Origin of the sequence: Mycobacterium senriense (assembly GCF_019668465.1) — a bacterium.
GTDB classification, from domain to species: domain Bacteria; phylum Actinomycetota; class Actinomycetes; order Mycobacteriales; family Mycobacteriaceae; genus Mycobacterium; species Mycobacterium senriense.
Genome location: NZ_AP024828.1, coordinates 2,731,205 through 2,745,846 on the forward strand (window position 1 = coordinate 2,731,205; position 14,642 = coordinate 2,745,846).

Here is a 14,642-nt window from a genome sequence, read left to right on the forward strand (position 1 = left end):
CGTTCGGGCTTCGGGGTGCGGCTGGCCGCACACTCGCGGGGATTACGCCGACCTGACCGACCTGACCCGCCGCGCTACGTCAGCTACGCCAACTGCTTTTCCTGGTAGAGCCGTGCCCACTCGGCGCGTGACCGGATAGCCACGTCCACGTCAGTCGCCTTGGTGCGCAGGGCTTTAACGGTCGCTTGCTCGCGAGATGTCCGGGCGAACGGGTCCCAGCCGAAGAACTTGCACGAGTTCTCCCAAGTGATCTTGTTGATGTCGGAATCGTCGGCGCCGGCGGCGTTCAACTCGGCGAGCACCTGTTCGGGGGCATCCGGCCAGAAGCAGTCCGAGTGCGGGTAGTCGCACTCCCAGGCGATAATGTCGATGCCGATCTCGTGGCGCAGCTTCAACGACGTCTTGTCGGTGACGTAGCAGGCCAGCGAATGCTCACGAAAGACATCACTGGGCAGCTTGTCGCCGAAGTCGCGGCGCAGCCACTTCTGGTTGGTGTAGTGGCGGTCGCTGCGGTCCAGGTAGAACGGAATCCAGCCGATACCGCCTTCGGAGAAGGCGAATTTCAGGTCGGGATAGTTGCGCATCGCGGGGCCCCACAGCAGGTCCTGGGCGCACATCGCCGACACCTGGGTGGCCAGAATGATCATGTTGTCGATCGGCGCCTCGGGCGCCATGCTGATCGCCCCGAAGCCGGTGCCGATGTGCAGGCACATCACCACGTTCTGCTCGGACAGTGTGCGGAACACCGGGCCCCAGTAGTCCTCGTCGTGGTAGCTCGGAAGTCCTTCCAGGTGCGGCAATTCCGGCATGGTGACCGCCCGGCAACCCTTCGCGGCGACGCGGCGGATCTCGGCGCACATGCCCTCGGGTGTCCAGGTCGGCAGGATCGCGATCGGGATGAAGCGGTCCGGGTAGGACCCGGCCCATTCGTCGATGTGCCAGTCGTTGTAGGCCGACACCATCACCAGGGTGACGTCCTCGCGCGTCATGTTGAGGTGCCGGGCGGAAAAGCCGGTGAACGTCGGGAAGCACATCGACGCGAGGATGCCGTTGCGGTTCATGTCGCGGACGCGTTCGTGGACGTCGTAGACGCCGGGACGCATCTCCGCGAAGCCGGCGGGATCGCGCCCCCACTCCTCGGCCGGCCACGACACCACCGCGTTGAGTCCGCTGACGCCCTGCGGCCTGCCCTGGTACATCCACTGGTCCACGCCCTTGTCGTCGGTGACGACGACGGGTGCCTCGTCCCTGTACTTGGCGGGCACGTGCCGCAGGAACATGTCCGGCGGCTCGACCACGTGGTCGTCAATGCTCACCAAAATCAGGTCATCGACCTTCATCAAACAGTCCTCTCCCGCGCCGCGACTCGAGCCGAACTCGGTCAGCCGCCGCACTCCGTGGTGGTTTCGAGCAGTCGTGGAATCGGCGCCGGGTCCAGTTGGAGGGCGTCCGACATGTGCAGCTGCCCCGCGTTGGCGATCATGTTGTCCAGAATCGCCTGCAGGTCGTCGCCCTCGATCTCGTAGATGGCGACGTAGGGTCCGTCGGCGGCGACGGGCCGCAGCCGGCGCGCCGACACGAATCCGTCCAGCGCTACGAGCTCACCGAGGTGCACCTCGTCGTACCAGGTGTTGTACTCCTGTTCGCGCTCGGGCGAACTGGGCCGACTCTCCACGAGGATGATGCCCTTGGCCATCGTCGCCACCTCTCTCTGACTGCTACTCGTAGCGCACCGTGACCGAGTCCGTATCCGGAACGCCCTGGCACGTCAGAATGTAACCCTCGGCGACCTCATCCTCTTCGAGAGCGTCGTTGACCCGCATGGTGGCACGGCCCTCTTCGAGCTTGGCCATGCAGGTACCGCAGTTGCCGGCCTCGCAGCTGAACGGAGGTTCCAGCCCGGCCCGCCGCGCGGTCTCCAGCAAAGTCTCGCCCGGCACTTTGGGCACCGAGACCTTCTTGCGGTCGAGATGAATCGTCACCGTGCCGGCGCTGGCGCCGTTTGTCGCCGGATCTGCCACCCGTCGGGTCTCCTCGATGATCCGGGTGACCGTCACTGAGACCGCCCCCTCCCGTACTTGCATTCTTCAGTATAGAGAATACTATTCTCACGAAGCGATAGCATCTTCTCAAGACTGTATGGATGTCGGGTCAGCCCGGTCTGTCAGGGAAGGACGGGACGTGACCGAGCCGGCGGCGCTCGTGTTCGAGGAACGGCGATTTAGCGCGCCCGAACTCGACGCGTTGGCCGACGGATGGGCCGCGACTCTGGCAAAAGACGGGGTCACGGCAGGTCAACGCGTCGCCGTCATGGCCTCCAACCGGCCCGAGTTCCTCGCCGCCGTGCTGGCGATCTGGCGACTGGCCGCCACGGCGGTGCTCATCAGCCCCGCGTGGAAGCGTGACGAGGTGGACCATGCGCTGTCCCTTACCAACCCCGAGCACGCCGTCGGCGACCAACCGGTGCTGGCCGGTCTGATGCCGATGCTGCACATGGACGAGCCGGTCGCGCCCGCGGAGCCGACAGCCGGTGCACCGCCGCCTGCGAGCGACGCGGCGCTGGTGTTCAGTTCCGGCACCACCGGCCTGCCGAAGGCCGTCCGGCACACCCACGCCTCGCTGGATGAGGCGGTGCGGCACTGGCGCCAAGCGCTGCAACTGACCCACCGCGACCGGATCCAGGTTGCGACGCCGCCGTCACACATCCTCGGGCTGTTGAACCTGCTGACCGCCCTGAAGGCCGGCGCCTGCGTGCGGCTGCACCCCCGGTTCGACATCGAGCGGGTGCTGCGCCACATCGAAAGTGACCGCATCACAGTGGAAATGGCGGTCGCCCCCATCGCACTGGCCATCGCGTCGCATCCCGACCTAGAGTCCTATGACCTGTCGTCGCTGCGCTACATCATGTGGGGTGCCACCCCGGTCAACGTCCACGTCGCGCAGACGGTGACCCGGCGCAGCGGAGTCGGGTGGCTTCCGGCCTACGGAACCACGGAATTGCCTGTCGTGGCGTGCAATCCGATCGATGGCCCTCGCCTGGACACCGTTGGGCGGGCGGTGCCCGGCGTCGACGTGCGGGTCGTTTCGCTGGAGACCGGTGAGCCGGTCGGCGCGGGCGAGGTCGGTGAGATCCAGGCCCGGTCGGCATCGCTCATGGCCGGCTACCTCCCGGGCGAGGCGACTTCCGAGGCGGTCCGCGACGGGTGGTACCGCACCGGGGATGTCGGCTGGCTCGACACCGGCGGTTGGCTGCGAATCACCGACCGCCTCAAAGAGATGATCAAAGTGCGCGGTTTCCAGGTCGCCCCCGCCGAAATCGAGACGGTGTTGCACGGTCATCCGGCCGTCAAAGACTGCGCGGTGTTCGGGATTCCGGACGGACTCAACGGCGAAGCCGTGGTGGCCGCGATCGCCGCATCCGAAACCGTTGACACCGCGGCGGTGGCCACCGAATTGACCGCCCGGGTGGACGAAAGACTGGCTTCATACAAACATCTGAGCCGGGTCGTGTTCGTCCCCGACATTCCTCGCCTGCCTTCCGGCAAGGTGCTGCGCCGAGTGCTGAAGGAGCGTTATGGATGTACGTCTGACAGCTGAACAACAGCAATTGCGCGATGCCGCCGCCAAGCTCGCCGACGATCTCGGGCCGCCGACGGTGCACGATCTCGACGACCAGAGCCGAATCACCCGTCTGGACAAGCAGATCGAGAACACCGGCTGGCGGTCGCTGCGGTCCGACGGTGCCTCCGGTGTGGAGGTGGCCATCGTGGCCGAGGAATTCGGTCGCAAGCTGGTCGACACACCGTTCCTGGGTCCCGTGCTCGCCGACGACCTGGGCCGCCACGTCGGCGCTGACGTATCGGCGGCGACGGTGGCGGTCGACGATCGAGTGATCGATGCCCGCGGCGCCCGGCGCGCCCTGTCGCTGTCGGGCGGCACGGTCCGCGCCGTCGATGTGCAGGTTTTTCCGCGGAGCGTCGACCTCACGCGGGCCGACGGCACTGTCGCGGGATCAGCGGAGACGTTGGGCGAGGTGTCACCCGAGGTCGCCGAACAATGGCGGGCGCTCGCGCTGGTCGCCACGACGGCGGACCTGGTGGGCATCGCCCGCGGCGCCCACGCGGTCGCGACTGACTACGCGAAAATCCGTGAACAGTACGGCATGCAGATCGGGTCGTATCAGGCCATCGCGCACTTGCTGGCCGAAAGCCTTGCGCTGATTGAGGGTTCGGTGAGCGTCCTGCGGCATGCCGCGTGGGGCGTCGACGAGCTGGCCCCCGCCGAGGCCATTCGGGCCGCCCAGATCGCAAAGGTCTACTGCGCGCGCGCCACCCGCACCGTCTGCGAGACGGCCATCCAAGTGCACGGCGGTATCGGCAACACCTGGGAATGCGTCGCGCACGTCTACCTGCGCCGCGCTCTCACATCGGCCGAGCTGTGGCCGGTCGCGTTGAAGGAGATCAATCTTGGACTTTCGTGACTCACCCGATGAAGCCGCCTTCCGGGAGCGGTTGCGCACGTGGCTTGCCGCACACGCCAAGGAGTTCTCGGGCTCGGGCGACGAATACTGGGTGCGCATGGCCGACTGGCACCGTGCCTTGTACGAGAACGGCTTTTTCGGCCTGTCCTGGCCCCGCGACTGGGGCGGCCAGGACCTCGCGCCGGTCTACGACGTCATCGTCGACGAGGAACTGGTGCGTGCCGGTGCGCCGCCGCGCCCCAGCGTCGGCTATCTGGTGTACGGCATCGGCGCCCACGCCAGCGACGAACTCCGAAAGCGCTTCCTGCCCGGCATCATCAACGGCACCGAGCGCTGGTGCCAGGGCTTCAGTGAACCGGGTGCCGGCTCGGACCTGGCGTCGCTGACCACCACCGCTCGCCTCGAGGGCGACAACTATGTGGTGAACGGGCACAAGATCTGGACCAGCTATTCCGATGTGGCGGACCGGTGTTTGTTGCTGGCGCGCACCGACCCCGATGCCAAGCGCCACCGCGGCCTGTCCGCTTTCGTTCTGGACATGAAACAGCCTGGCGTGCAACAGCGCCCGCTGCAGATGATCAACGGGGTCACCAATGAATTCGGTCAGGTGTTCTTCGACGATGCGACGGTGCCGGCGGACCGGATGGTCGGCGCTCCCGGTGACGGCTGGGCCGTGGCCATGACGGTCGTCGGGCACGAACGCGAGCCGTCCACGCTCGGCTATGCGGCGCGCTACGGCAAGCTCGTCCGAGAGTTGTTGTCGCGCAACGACGGTGAGGTTCCTGAGGAGCTGGCGTGGGCGGCGGTTCAGTCGGACATGCTGACCCATCACGTCCGGCGGCGGCTCTCCGAACAGCTCGACGGGGTATCGCACGGCTCGGAAGGCTCGCTGGACAAGCTGCTGATGACCTGGGTCGAACAATCCGTAGGGCATGCGGCCCTTGCCGTCGCGGGCACCCGCGATCCCGATCTGCTGAGCGCCTACCTGTACAGCCGGGCGCAGAGCGTCATGGGCGGGACGTCGCAAATTCAAAAGAACATCATCGCTTCACGAATCTTGGGATTGGGAGTCTGACGTGTACGACATGCCTACCGAAATCGACGTTCAGGCCGACGGTGCCCTGCGCATCATCACGCTCAACCGCCCGGATTCGCTCAACTCCGTCAACGACAACCTGCACGTCGGGCTCGCGCGGCTCTGGCAGCGACTCACCGACGACCCCACCGCCCGCGCCGCGGTGATCACCGGTGCCGGCCGGGCGTTCTCGGCCGGTGGCGATTTCACGTACCTGGAGGAGCTGGCGAACGATGCTGAGCTGCGCGCCAAAACCATCCGGGACGGGCGCGAGATCGTGCTGGGCATGGCCCGCTGCCGAATTCCGGTGGTGGCGGCAGTCAACGGCCCCGCCGTCGGGCTGGGCTGCAGCCTTGTGGCGCTCAGCGACATCGTCTACATCGCCGAAAGCGCCTATCTGGCCGACCCGCACGTGCAGGTGGGGCTGGTAGCCGCCGACGGTGGACCGCTGACCTGGCCGCTGCACATCAGTCTGCTGCTGGCCAAGGAATTCGCCCTCACCGGCACCCGGATCAGCGCACAGCGGGCCGTCGAGCTCGGCTTGGCCAATCACATTGCAGAGGACCCGGTTGCGGAGGCGATCTCCAGCGCCAAAAAGATCTTGGAGCTGCCGCAGCAGGCGGTGGAGAGCACCAAGCGGGTGCTCAACATTCATCTGGAGCGGGCCGTGCTCGCCAGTCTGGACTATGCGCTGTCGGCCGAGAGCCAGTCGTTCGTGACCGAGGACTTCCGGGCCAACGTCGCGAAATTCAACGCGGCCAAGAAGAACTGAGGTTGTAGCCGCACGGCGGCCTCAGGCATCATGCCGGCGCAGGAAGCCGCGCATCACCGTATCGAACTTGTCCGGCTCTTCGATGAAGGGCATGTGCGCGCTGGCTTCGAACAGCTCGAACCGTGAGCCCGGTATCCGCTGGTGCATTTCCCGCATGTGTTCGGGCACGCATTCGTCGTATCGGCCCGCGAGTACCAGTGTCGGAACCGCGATTTCGCTGAGCCGGTCGAGCACGTCCCAGTCCCGGATCGTCCCCACGATGTGAAAGTCGCTGGGGCCGAACATGGTCTCGAAGACTTCGGCGCCAATGTTCCGGAACGCATCCTCGAGCTCTTGCGGCCACGGGCGTACCCGGCAGAGGTAGGTCTCATTCCAGGTCCGGATGGCGGCCTGATACTCGGGCGCGTGTGTGCTGCCGGCGGCCTCATGCCGATCGATGGCAGCATGGGTGGCGGGGTCCAGCTCGGACTTCAAGCGCGCCACCATCTTCGCGAACTCCGGAATGGACGCGATGCTGTTGGAAATGGTCAGGCTCGCGGCGCCGGCGGGCGCCGCGTCGAGCACATACTGCTGGGCCAACATCCCGCCCCAGGAGTTGCCGAACAGGTGGAAGCGGTCCAGACCCAGGGCTCGCACCACGGCGTCCACCTCGGCCACCGAGCGCTCCATCGTCCAAAGCTCGCGGTTGGGTGGGCATTTGGAGTTTCCGCAACCGAGCTGATCCCAGAAGATGACCTCGCGCTCCGTGCCCAACCGCCCCAGTGCGCGCAAGTAGTTGTGCGGCAGACCCGGCCCGCCGTGAATGACGAGCAGCGGACGACCCGCGCCGCCACCGGTCCGCTTGAACCACACGTTGCCGCCCGGGACCGCGACCATTCCCTGAGTCATTCACTCACTATCGGTGAAGAAGATTTCTTTGACCTCACGCAGAGCGTAGAACACGAGCACGTAGCCGGCCAGCGGGTCCGCCCACCACCAGCCGGCGATGCTGTTCAGCAGCAGGCCGAGTAGCACGGCGGCGGCCAGCAGGCCGTCGATGAGGGTGACGCGGCCTTCAGTGGTGAGCACGGGGTTGCTCAGGGCGGCACCGGTTCGCGCCTTGCCGGCTGCAAGAGCGAACATCGTCGCCGCGGTGACCGTCGTCCACGCGATGCCAATCGGCGAGGGCTCGGGATGAAAGCCGGCAACGAGGACCATCGTTGATTGCACCATCAGGTACACACCTAGCGCTCCGAAGGCGGCGCCGATGAGCAGCAACGCTTTTCGTCGACGGGCTGCTCCGGTTCCGGAGAGCTCCCAGATCACCACCAACGAGGCGCCGATCTCGATCAGCGAGTCCAAACCAAACCCGGCCAGCGCCACCGATTCGGCCTCGATGGCGGCCGACGCGAGGATAACGATGCCGACCACGTTCCAAGACAGGGTGGCGTATTCCAGGGCAAATCCGCGCCGCAGCAGAGAGCGGCGTGCGGCCTCGTCCAGGTGGCTCATCGGAGTCAGTCTCACATATCCGTGTACCGACATACCATCATGGCCGATATCGTCCATGGACTGTGCAGGAAAGGTCTACGTTGCGGGGTGCGGCTGCCGCAGCAGTGTCGCGTTCCTGGCAGAATTTCTTTGGTGCCGAAGCTGCGGTCCAAATGGGAGGAATGGCAATGACCACAGTCACGAATCCGATCCCGCCGCAAGATCTTTCGGGAATTGTCGGATATCGCTTCATTTATACCTACGCCAACGGGTGGCAGTACGAAATGTACGTCAAGAACGCCGCCACCATCGACTACCGCATCCACTCCGGACATGTCGGAGGCCGCTGGGTCAAAGGCCAGGAGGTCAACCTCGTCCAACTCGACGACGACAGTTTCAAAATTTCCTGGACCGAACCCACCGGCACCTGCGTGGCTGTCAACGTCCTGCCCGCCAAACGCCGCATCCACGGCGTCATCTTCTTTCCACAGTGGATCCGCATGCACGGTGAACGCACTGTCTGCTTCCAGAACGACCACCTGGATGAGATGCGGGCCTACCGTGATCGGGGACCGACCTACCCCATCTACGAAGTCCCGGAATTCGCCTGCATCACCTTGTTCGAATACGTCGGAACTGACGACGAGACCGTCATCGACACCGGCCCCGAACATCTCCCGCCGGGATGGTCGAACCGCACCAGCTAGTGGACCTGCCGCTGCGTCGCGCTCCGCATTCCTGAAGCTTGTTGCGACTGACACTCTCGTAATGTGAGAATAGGATTCTCATGAATGTGCGGATGGCTCTCGCAAGCGCCGCACCTGCTGGTTGAACTGGAGAAGACCGTGCCTGAAGCCGTCATCGTGTCCGCCCTGCGCACCCCCATCGGGACCGCCCGAAAGGGCACACTGCGCGATACCAGCGCGTTCGATCTGGCGCAGCACGTGGTGACCGAAGCGGCCAGAGATCTCGACCCCGCGCAGGTCGACGATGTGATCCTGGGTGAGGGCCTCTACGGCGGCGGCGTGATCGCTCGCCACGCGGCCATCACCGCCGGGCTGTCCCACGTGCCCGGCTTGGCCAACAACCGGCATTGTGCGGCGGGGCAGGCGGCGGTGCAGAGCGCGGCGGCAAGCGTGCGCGCCGGGATGGACGAACTGATCATCGCCGGTGGCGTCAATGCGGCGTCGACGTCGCCGCGTTCGCGCATCGAGGTGGACGGCGAGTGGATCGACTGGTTCCCGCCGACCCACCCGGACCGGCCCGACGCGCCCAACATGGACATGTCGATCACCGTGGGCTGGAACGCCGCGGTCAAGGCCGGCGTGAGTCGCGAGGAGATGGACGCCTGGGCGCTGCGGTCACACCGCAATGCCATCGCCGCCATCGACGAGGGCCGCTTCAAGGAGGAGATCGTCGCGATCGAGACGCCGCACGGCCTGTTCTCGGTCGACGAGCACCCGCGCCGCGACACCACCATGGAGAAGCTGGCCGCACTCAAGCCGCTGCACCCCGAAATCGAGGGCTTTTCGATCACCGCCGGCAACGCGTGCGGCGCCAACGACGGTGCTGCTGCGCTCGTCATCGCCAGCGACCGGCTCGGCATGCCTGCGCTGGCCACCATCCGGTCCTGGGCATCCGTCGGCGTCGACCCGGCGATCACCGGTCTGGCGCCGGTGGAGGCGATACCGAAAGCCCTTGAGCGGGCCGGACTTTCGACCTCCGACGTCGATCTCTTCGAGATCAACGAAGCCTTCGCCGCGATGTGTGTGGCCACCGTCAAACTGCTCGAGCTCGACCCCGACAAGGTCAACGTCAGCGGCAGTGGCTGCTCGCTGGGGCACCCCGTCGCGGCGACCGGAGCCCGGATGCTGGTCACCCTGGTGCACGAATTGCGCCGCCGCGGCGGTGGCATCGGCGTCGCGGCGATGTGCGCGGGCGGTGGAATGGGCTCGGCGACCGTGATCGAGGTCCCGGCTCCATAATGCGTACATGATCATCGCCGACCTGGTTGCCCGCGCGCGCAATGGATCTCCCCGGGCGGCCGGTCGGCTGCTCAGCCTGGTCGAGGGCGACCAGCGCGACGAGGTTCTGGAGAATATCGGTCCCGCACCGCAGAGCATGGGGCCGGTCGTCGGCATCACCGGGCCGCCGGGCGCGGGAAAATCGACGACGGTAGCCGCACTGGTCGCCGCCTACCGCGAGCGCGGCAACCGGGTGGCAGTGCTGGCGGTGGACCCGTCGTCCCCGTTCAGTGGCGGAGCCCTGCTGGGCGACCGAATTCGAATGGCCGCGCATATCAACGACTCCGACGTACTCATCCGTTCGGTGGCCACCCGTGGGCACCTGGGCGGCCTGGCCGCCGCGGTGCCGGCGGCCATCCGGCTGCTGGGCGCGATCGGTTATGACGTGGTCCTGCTGGAGACGGTGGGGGTGGGGCAATCCGAGATCGAAATTGCCGCCGTCGCCGATCCGACCGTCGTCATCCTCAATCCCGGTGCGGGCGACGCGGTTCAGGCCGCCAAGGCGGGTGTGCTGGAAGTCGCCGACATCGTGGCGGTCAACAAGGCGGACCGGGACGGCGCCGAACAGACGGTTCGGGATCTTCGGGCCGAAACCAGCGCGCCCATCGTTTCGCTGATCGCTGCCCGGGGTGAGGGCATCGAAGACCTGATGACCGCCATCGAGGACCACCGCCGAACCGACAGTCGCGCCCGCCGACTGGCCCGCGCCCGAGCGCAGATCCTGTCGCTGGCGCAAACCCGGCTGCGGACCCAGCCCGATCTGGACCGGTTGGCCCAGGCGGTCGTCGATGGCGATCAGGACCCGTACACGGCCGCTGATCAGCTGCTCTCACCTGGGTCGCCCGGATCGGACTGACGGCCCGCTGTCCCCCGATCGGGGGACACGCGCATTCATCACCTTTTCGGACCGATTGGCGGAGGTAGCGGCGCACGCAAGCGCCCTACGTTGAGCGTGTTCAATTCGGCGGCCACGTCGGCCAGCGAGTTAGGAGATCCGGCATGACTCACACACCCCAGACTTCGGCGGCCCTGATCCGCGACGACCGGCTGGAGCTGTACCGCCGAATGTGGGTGCTGCGACTGCTCGACATGGCTCTGGAGGACCTGCGCGTCGACGGCCTGATCGACGACGCCCCGCGAGTGGAATTCGGGCAGGAGGCCGTGGCCATCGGGACGGTTGCGGCGCTTAGGCCGGGCGACCTGGTCAACGCCAGCACCCCGCAGTTCCGGCACGCTCAGCAGGTCGGCCTGGCCCTCCCGCTGGGACCGGCCATCGCCGAAATGATCGGCCCCAAGCGCCGCGCCGGCGGCGGGGCCGCCGACTGGAAACGCTCACTGGCTAACGAGACGGCTCTGGGCCAATCGACCCTGTTCGCGGTGGGCGACGCCAACACTCAGCGTCTGACCGGCGAGGGCGAGGTCAGTTTGTGTGTCATCGGTGGCCGCGACACGCACTCCGTCGAGTTCAGCACCGCTGCAAAGATCGCCGTGCATTGGCGGCTACCGGTGGTGTTCATAGTGGAGAACGTCCGCGGTGGATCCAACGCCCGTCGACGCGCCTACGAAACCGACGCGATGCCCATGTTTCCGGTCGACGGCAGGGACGTTGTGGCGGTGGCCGACTCGGTCGCCGAGGCGGTGCGCCGGGCGAGCATCGGCGACGGCCCCGCACTGGTCGAGGCGATCACCTACCAAACGAATCACCCCGCGGCCGTCGACCCGCTGGTCTTCGCCAGTCGGCAGCTGATCGCCGCCGGCGGCAACCCCAAACACCTCTGCGAGGTGGAACGCGGGGCGCGCCACCTGGTGGCCGAGGCCATGGCGTCGGCGAGAGCATTGGTGCGGGCGCGGCTGATTCCGCCGGTGCCAGATTCGAAGCCCTGGTCGGCCGCTAGCTGAGCAGACCCTGCCGCATGGCCTCGGCGACCGCGGCGGCACGATCGCTGACGCCGAGCTTCTCGTAGAGGCGTTGCACGTGCGTTTTCACCGTCGACGGGGCCACAAAGAGCTCACCCGCCATCGCAGGAATGCTTTGACCGCGGGCGATCCTGTTGAGCACCTCGCGTTCGCGGGCACTCAACACCGGTGCCGACGGTTCCGCACGCTGCCGGATCTCCGCGGCAAGGCCGCCGACGAGCGTGGGCGCCACCACGTCGTGCCCCTGTGCGCAGTCGAGTACGGCCTTGACGATCTCGCTGCGCGTCGAGTCCTTCAGCACGAACCCGGCCGCGCCCTGCTGCAGCGCCTGGTACACGATCGCCGACTCGTCGTGCGCCGAGATCAGCAATACCCGGGTGGCCAATCCCTGCGTTCGCACCGCCGCCGCCACCTGGGCGCCGTCCATGCCGGGCATCCGGTAGTCGAGCAGCGCGACGTCGGGCAGGTGCGACTTGATCAATTCCAGTGCCGCGGAACCGTCTTCCGCCTCACCCACGACGTTCACCGAACTGCTCGACGAAAGCGCGCGCACCACGCCCTCGCGAAAAAGAGGGTGATCGTCTCCGACAACCACCCGCACAGTTTCGGGGGTAGCAGCGCCGACCATGGCGACGAGTGTAGCCGTTTGCCCCACAGCGGCGTTCGCATTTTCTGGGCGGCACGATGAGTCATTTTCCGGTTTGCTTCGGTGTGCCAGACGCGGATGAGTACGGTGATCGGGTGGCGGTCGCCGGTGACGTGGAACTGGAACGGGTGCGCACGGTTCACCAGTTGCGCTCGTACCGCATCGGCTCGGTGCTGCGAATCGGTGTGGTCGGCCTCATGGTCGCGGCCATGATCATCGGCACCAGCCGATCGGAGTGGCCGCAGGAAACCGTGCTGATCGTCGTGTACGCGCTCGTCGCGCTGAGCGCGCTGGGATTGGCTTTCGCTCCGTTCCGTCGATGGATCGGAATGGGCCGACTGGTTGCGATCGGCCGGTTCGAGCCGTTTGTCTTCACCGTCATCGACATCGTCGCGCTTACCGTCTTCCAGCTGTTGTCCACCAACGGGGTCTATCCGCTGCTGATCATGGCGATGTTGCCGGTCCTGTTGGGGCTTGACGTCTCCTCGCGCCGGGCGGCGGTGGTGCTGATCTTCTCGATGCTCGGATTCGCCATTGCCGTGCTGCAAGATCCGGTGATGTTGAGCGGAGTCAAGTTGCCGGAGGCGGGTTTTCGGTTCCTGCTCTACGCATTCCTGTGTTGCGCGGCCTTCTTGGTGGTGCGCATCGAGGAGCGTCATACCCACTCGGTGGCCGGATTGAGCGCCCTGCGAGAGGAATTACTCGCCCAGACGATGAACGCGTCGGACGAGGCGGCGCGCCAGATCTCGGAGTTCATCCACGACGGACCCCTGCAAGACATCCTGGCCGTGCGCCAAGAGCTCGTCGAATTGGATGCGGCGTTCGACGGCGATGAGCGTGTCGCCCGGGCGCTGGCCGGTCTGCAGATGGCGTCGGACCGGTTGCGGCAGGCCACTTTCGAGCTGCATCCGGCGGTACTCGAGCAGGTCGGGCTGGGCGCCGCGGTGCAGCAGCTCGCGGAGTTCACCGCACAGCGGTCCGGCATCGACATCACCACCGACATCGAGTATTCGACGCGCAGTGACATCGATCCCGTCATGTTCGGCGTGGTGCGCGAGTTGTTGTCCAACGTCGTGCAACATGCTGCTGCCCGCAGTGCGACGGTCATGCTCGGGATCACCGAGCAGACTTGCGTTTTGCATGTGGTCGACGACGGCGTGGGTTTCGGCCAGGAGACGGTGGCGCGCCGCCTGGGGGAGGGTCACATCGGTCTGGCGTCGCATCGCGCCCGGGTGGAGGCCGCCGGGGGAGCCCTGTTGTTTCTCGACGTTGCGGTGGGCACCCACGTTTGCGTCGAAATGCCGCTCAAGGACTGACGGCTCCGCGATCGTCGACCTTTGGTGGTCACACGGGTCACGCAGGTACCAGTTTGGCTGGTATGAAGTGAGTTTGGTTTGCGCTATCACAGGCGCTATCACATATGAGACTCACCTATTGGTCGGGCACACAGCCGGCTTGACGGCTACCCAAGCCGAGCGTCTTACTCGCAATCGCTGACGAGTAGGCGGTAGCCGGCGTCGAACGCCGGTTGGTCGAGTAGTTCCGCGTGCCGCTGTTGCCATCGTCCGGAGCGCAGGTCGCCCGCGAGGCGGCCCAGTCCCTCGGCTAGGGCGCCTTCATCGGCATAGGCCAACATGGAGATACCGGCGCGGACGGTTGCGTCAAGGTATGCCTCGGGCCGGCGCCAAAAGGCGGCGCCGAATCCGTCCGTGCAGTCATGCGGTACGGGCACGGTCTGCACGTGCGCTCCTCCCAGCAACTCCACAAGTCGTTCAATCGGTACGTACAGCGCCTTATTGATCTGAGCGGCGTCGGGCAGATATTCACGCAGCAACCAGAAGTCGTCGATCACCGCTTGATCCCAGGTGAAAACCACGATTCGGCGCCGCGCGACGCGGCGCAGCTCGCCGATCCCGGCGGGGAGATCGCTCCAGTGATGGACGGTCAGCAAGGCCATGGCGGCGTCAACGCACTTGTCGCGCAGCGGCAATGCCTCCGCCACGGCCTGGACACACGGGGCAGCTTGCGATGAACGCTGGGCGATCATCACCATGCTCGGCTCGATTGCGGCGACGGTCTGGGCCGGTTCATAGGAGCCCGTGCCGGCCCCGACGTTGACGACGGTGTCCATCGCGGTGAGTGCGGCGTGCACCTGGGAGGCGATCCGCGGGTCTGGTCGGCGGGTACTGCGATACGTGGCGCCGATCCGGTCGTAGGCGACCATCGACTCAGGATGACGCAGTCGGGTGCGGTCGCGC

At 66.3% G+C, this 14,642-nt stretch carries 16 protein-coding genes; 9 read left to right on the top strand and 7 right to left on the bottom strand.

Translation table 11 applies throughout. The annotated features are described in order from the left end of the window. Positions 1-83 precede the first annotated feature (83 nt). Genes MTY59_RS13140 through MTY59_RS13150 form a run of 3 tightly spaced genes read right to left on the bottom strand, consistent with a single transcriptional unit; the run spans position 84 to position 2,057 of the window. Positions 84-1,340, bottom strand: a complete 1,257-nt coding sequence (locus MTY59_RS13140; RefSeq protein WP_221046015.1) for an amidohydrolase family protein — start codon at positions 1,338-1,340, stop codon at positions 84-86. 41 nt (positions 1,341-1,381) lie between these two features. Next, a complete protein-coding gene (locus MTY59_RS13145; RefSeq protein ID WP_085289013.1) occupies positions 1,382-1,696 on the bottom strand; it encodes a DUF4286 family protein in 315 nt (104 codons plus the stop codon). A 22-nt stretch (positions 1,697-1,718) separates the two neighbouring features. Then, the gene (locus tag MTY59_RS13150; RefSeq protein ID WP_221046016.1) at positions 1,719-2,057 is read right to left on the bottom strand and encodes a 2Fe-2S iron-sulfur cluster-binding protein; all 339 of its coding nucleotides are present in this window, start codon (positions 2,055-2,057) and stop codon (positions 1,719-1,721) included. A gap of 124 nt (positions 2,058-2,181) precedes the next feature. On the opposite strand from MTY59_RS13150, the gene MTY59_RS13155 reads away from it, so the two are divergent. The 4 genes from MTY59_RS13155 to MTY59_RS13170 are packed head-to-tail and all read left to right on the top strand — an operon-like array spanning position 2,182 to position 6,327. After that, positions 2,182-3,597: a class I adenylate-forming enzyme family protein gene (locus MTY59_RS13155; protein WP_221046017.1), complete on the top strand. Its 1,416-nt coding sequence runs from the start codon at positions 2,182-2,184 to the stop codon at positions 3,595-3,597. Further along, complete coding sequence (locus MTY59_RS13160) at positions 3,575-4,480, top strand: acyl-CoA dehydrogenase family protein (RefSeq protein ID WP_221046018.1); 906 nt, start codon at positions 3,575-3,577, stop codon at positions 4,478-4,480. The genes MTY59_RS13155 and MTY59_RS13160 overlap by 23 nt, the downstream gene beginning before the upstream one ends. Next, positions 4,467-5,555, top strand: coding sequence for an acyl-CoA dehydrogenase family protein (locus MTY59_RS13165; RefSeq protein ID WP_221046019.1), 1,089 nt, complete (start codon positions 4,467-4,469; stop codon positions 5,553-5,555). Before MTY59_RS13160 ends, MTY59_RS13165 begins: the two co-directional genes overlap by 14 nt. A gap of 1 nt (position 5,556) precedes the next feature. Continuing rightward, positions 5,557-6,327: an enoyl-CoA hydratase/isomerase family protein gene (locus MTY59_RS13170; protein WP_221046020.1), complete on the top strand. Its 771-nt coding sequence runs from the start codon at positions 5,557-5,559 to the stop codon at positions 6,325-6,327. A gap of 21 nt (positions 6,328-6,348) precedes the next feature. Here MTY59_RS13170 and MTY59_RS13175 read toward each other — a convergent pair whose 3' ends face one another. Both MTY59_RS13175 and MTY59_RS13180 read right to left on the bottom strand, forming a co-directional pair. After that, entirely contained in the window at positions 6,349-7,203 is an 855-nt protein-coding gene (locus tag MTY59_RS13175; protein WP_221046421.1) for a proline iminopeptidase-family hydrolase, read from the bottom strand. Between the two features lie 12 nt (positions 7,204-7,215). Next, positions 7,216-7,875, bottom strand: a complete 660-nt coding sequence (locus MTY59_RS13180) for a cation efflux transmembrane domain-containing protein (protein WP_221046021.1) — start codon at positions 7,873-7,875, stop codon at positions 7,216-7,218. 110 nt (positions 7,876-7,985) lie between these two features. Here MTY59_RS13180 and MTY59_RS13185 point away from each other — a divergent pair, with 110 nt between their 5' ends. The 4 genes from MTY59_RS13185 (at position 7,986) to MTY59_RS13200 (ending at position 11,720) form a co-directional block, all read left to right on the top strand. Further along, positions 7,986-8,504: a phenolic acid decarboxylase gene (locus MTY59_RS13185; protein ID WP_221046022.1), complete on the top strand. Its 519-nt coding sequence runs from the start codon at positions 7,986-7,988 to the stop codon at positions 8,502-8,504. A 138-nt stretch (positions 8,505-8,642) separates the two neighbouring features. After that, the gene (locus tag MTY59_RS13190; RefSeq protein ID WP_221046422.1) at positions 8,643-9,782 is read left to right on the top strand and encodes a thiolase family protein; all 1,140 of its coding nucleotides are present in this window, start codon (positions 8,643-8,645) and stop codon (positions 9,780-9,782) included. Between the two features lie 7 nt (positions 9,783-9,789). Then, positions 9,790-10,677, top strand: a complete 888-nt coding sequence (gene meaB, locus MTY59_RS13195) for a methylmalonyl Co-A mutase-associated GTPase MeaB (protein WP_221046023.1) — start codon at positions 9,790-9,792, stop codon at positions 10,675-10,677. 143 nt (positions 10,678-10,820) lie between these two features. Further along, positions 10,821-11,720, top strand: coding sequence for a thiamine pyrophosphate-dependent enzyme (locus MTY59_RS13200; protein ID WP_221046024.1), 900 nt, complete (start codon positions 10,821-10,823; stop codon positions 11,718-11,720). Here the strand turns inward: MTY59_RS13200 and MTY59_RS13205 are convergent. Further along, complete coding sequence (locus MTY59_RS13205) at positions 11,713-12,366, bottom strand: response regulator (protein WP_221046025.1); 654 nt, start codon at positions 12,364-12,366, stop codon at positions 11,713-11,715. The two genes, MTY59_RS13200 and MTY59_RS13205, sit on opposite strands and share 8 nt — an antisense overlap. A 113-nt stretch (positions 12,367-12,479) precedes the next feature. On the opposite strand from MTY59_RS13205, the gene MTY59_RS13210 reads away from it, so the two are divergent. Further along, a complete protein-coding gene (locus MTY59_RS13210) occupies positions 12,480-13,700 on the top strand; it encodes a sensor histidine kinase (protein WP_221046026.1) in 1,221 nt (406 codons plus the stop codon). Positions 13,701-13,864: 164 nt separating this feature from the next. Here the strand turns inward: MTY59_RS13210 and MTY59_RS13215 are convergent, their stop codons facing one another. Beyond that, positions 13,865-14,608, bottom strand: a complete 744-nt coding sequence (locus tag MTY59_RS13215) for a class I SAM-dependent methyltransferase (protein ID WP_221046027.1) — start codon at positions 14,606-14,608, stop codon at positions 13,865-13,867. Positions 14,609-14,642 lie beyond the last annotated feature (34 nt).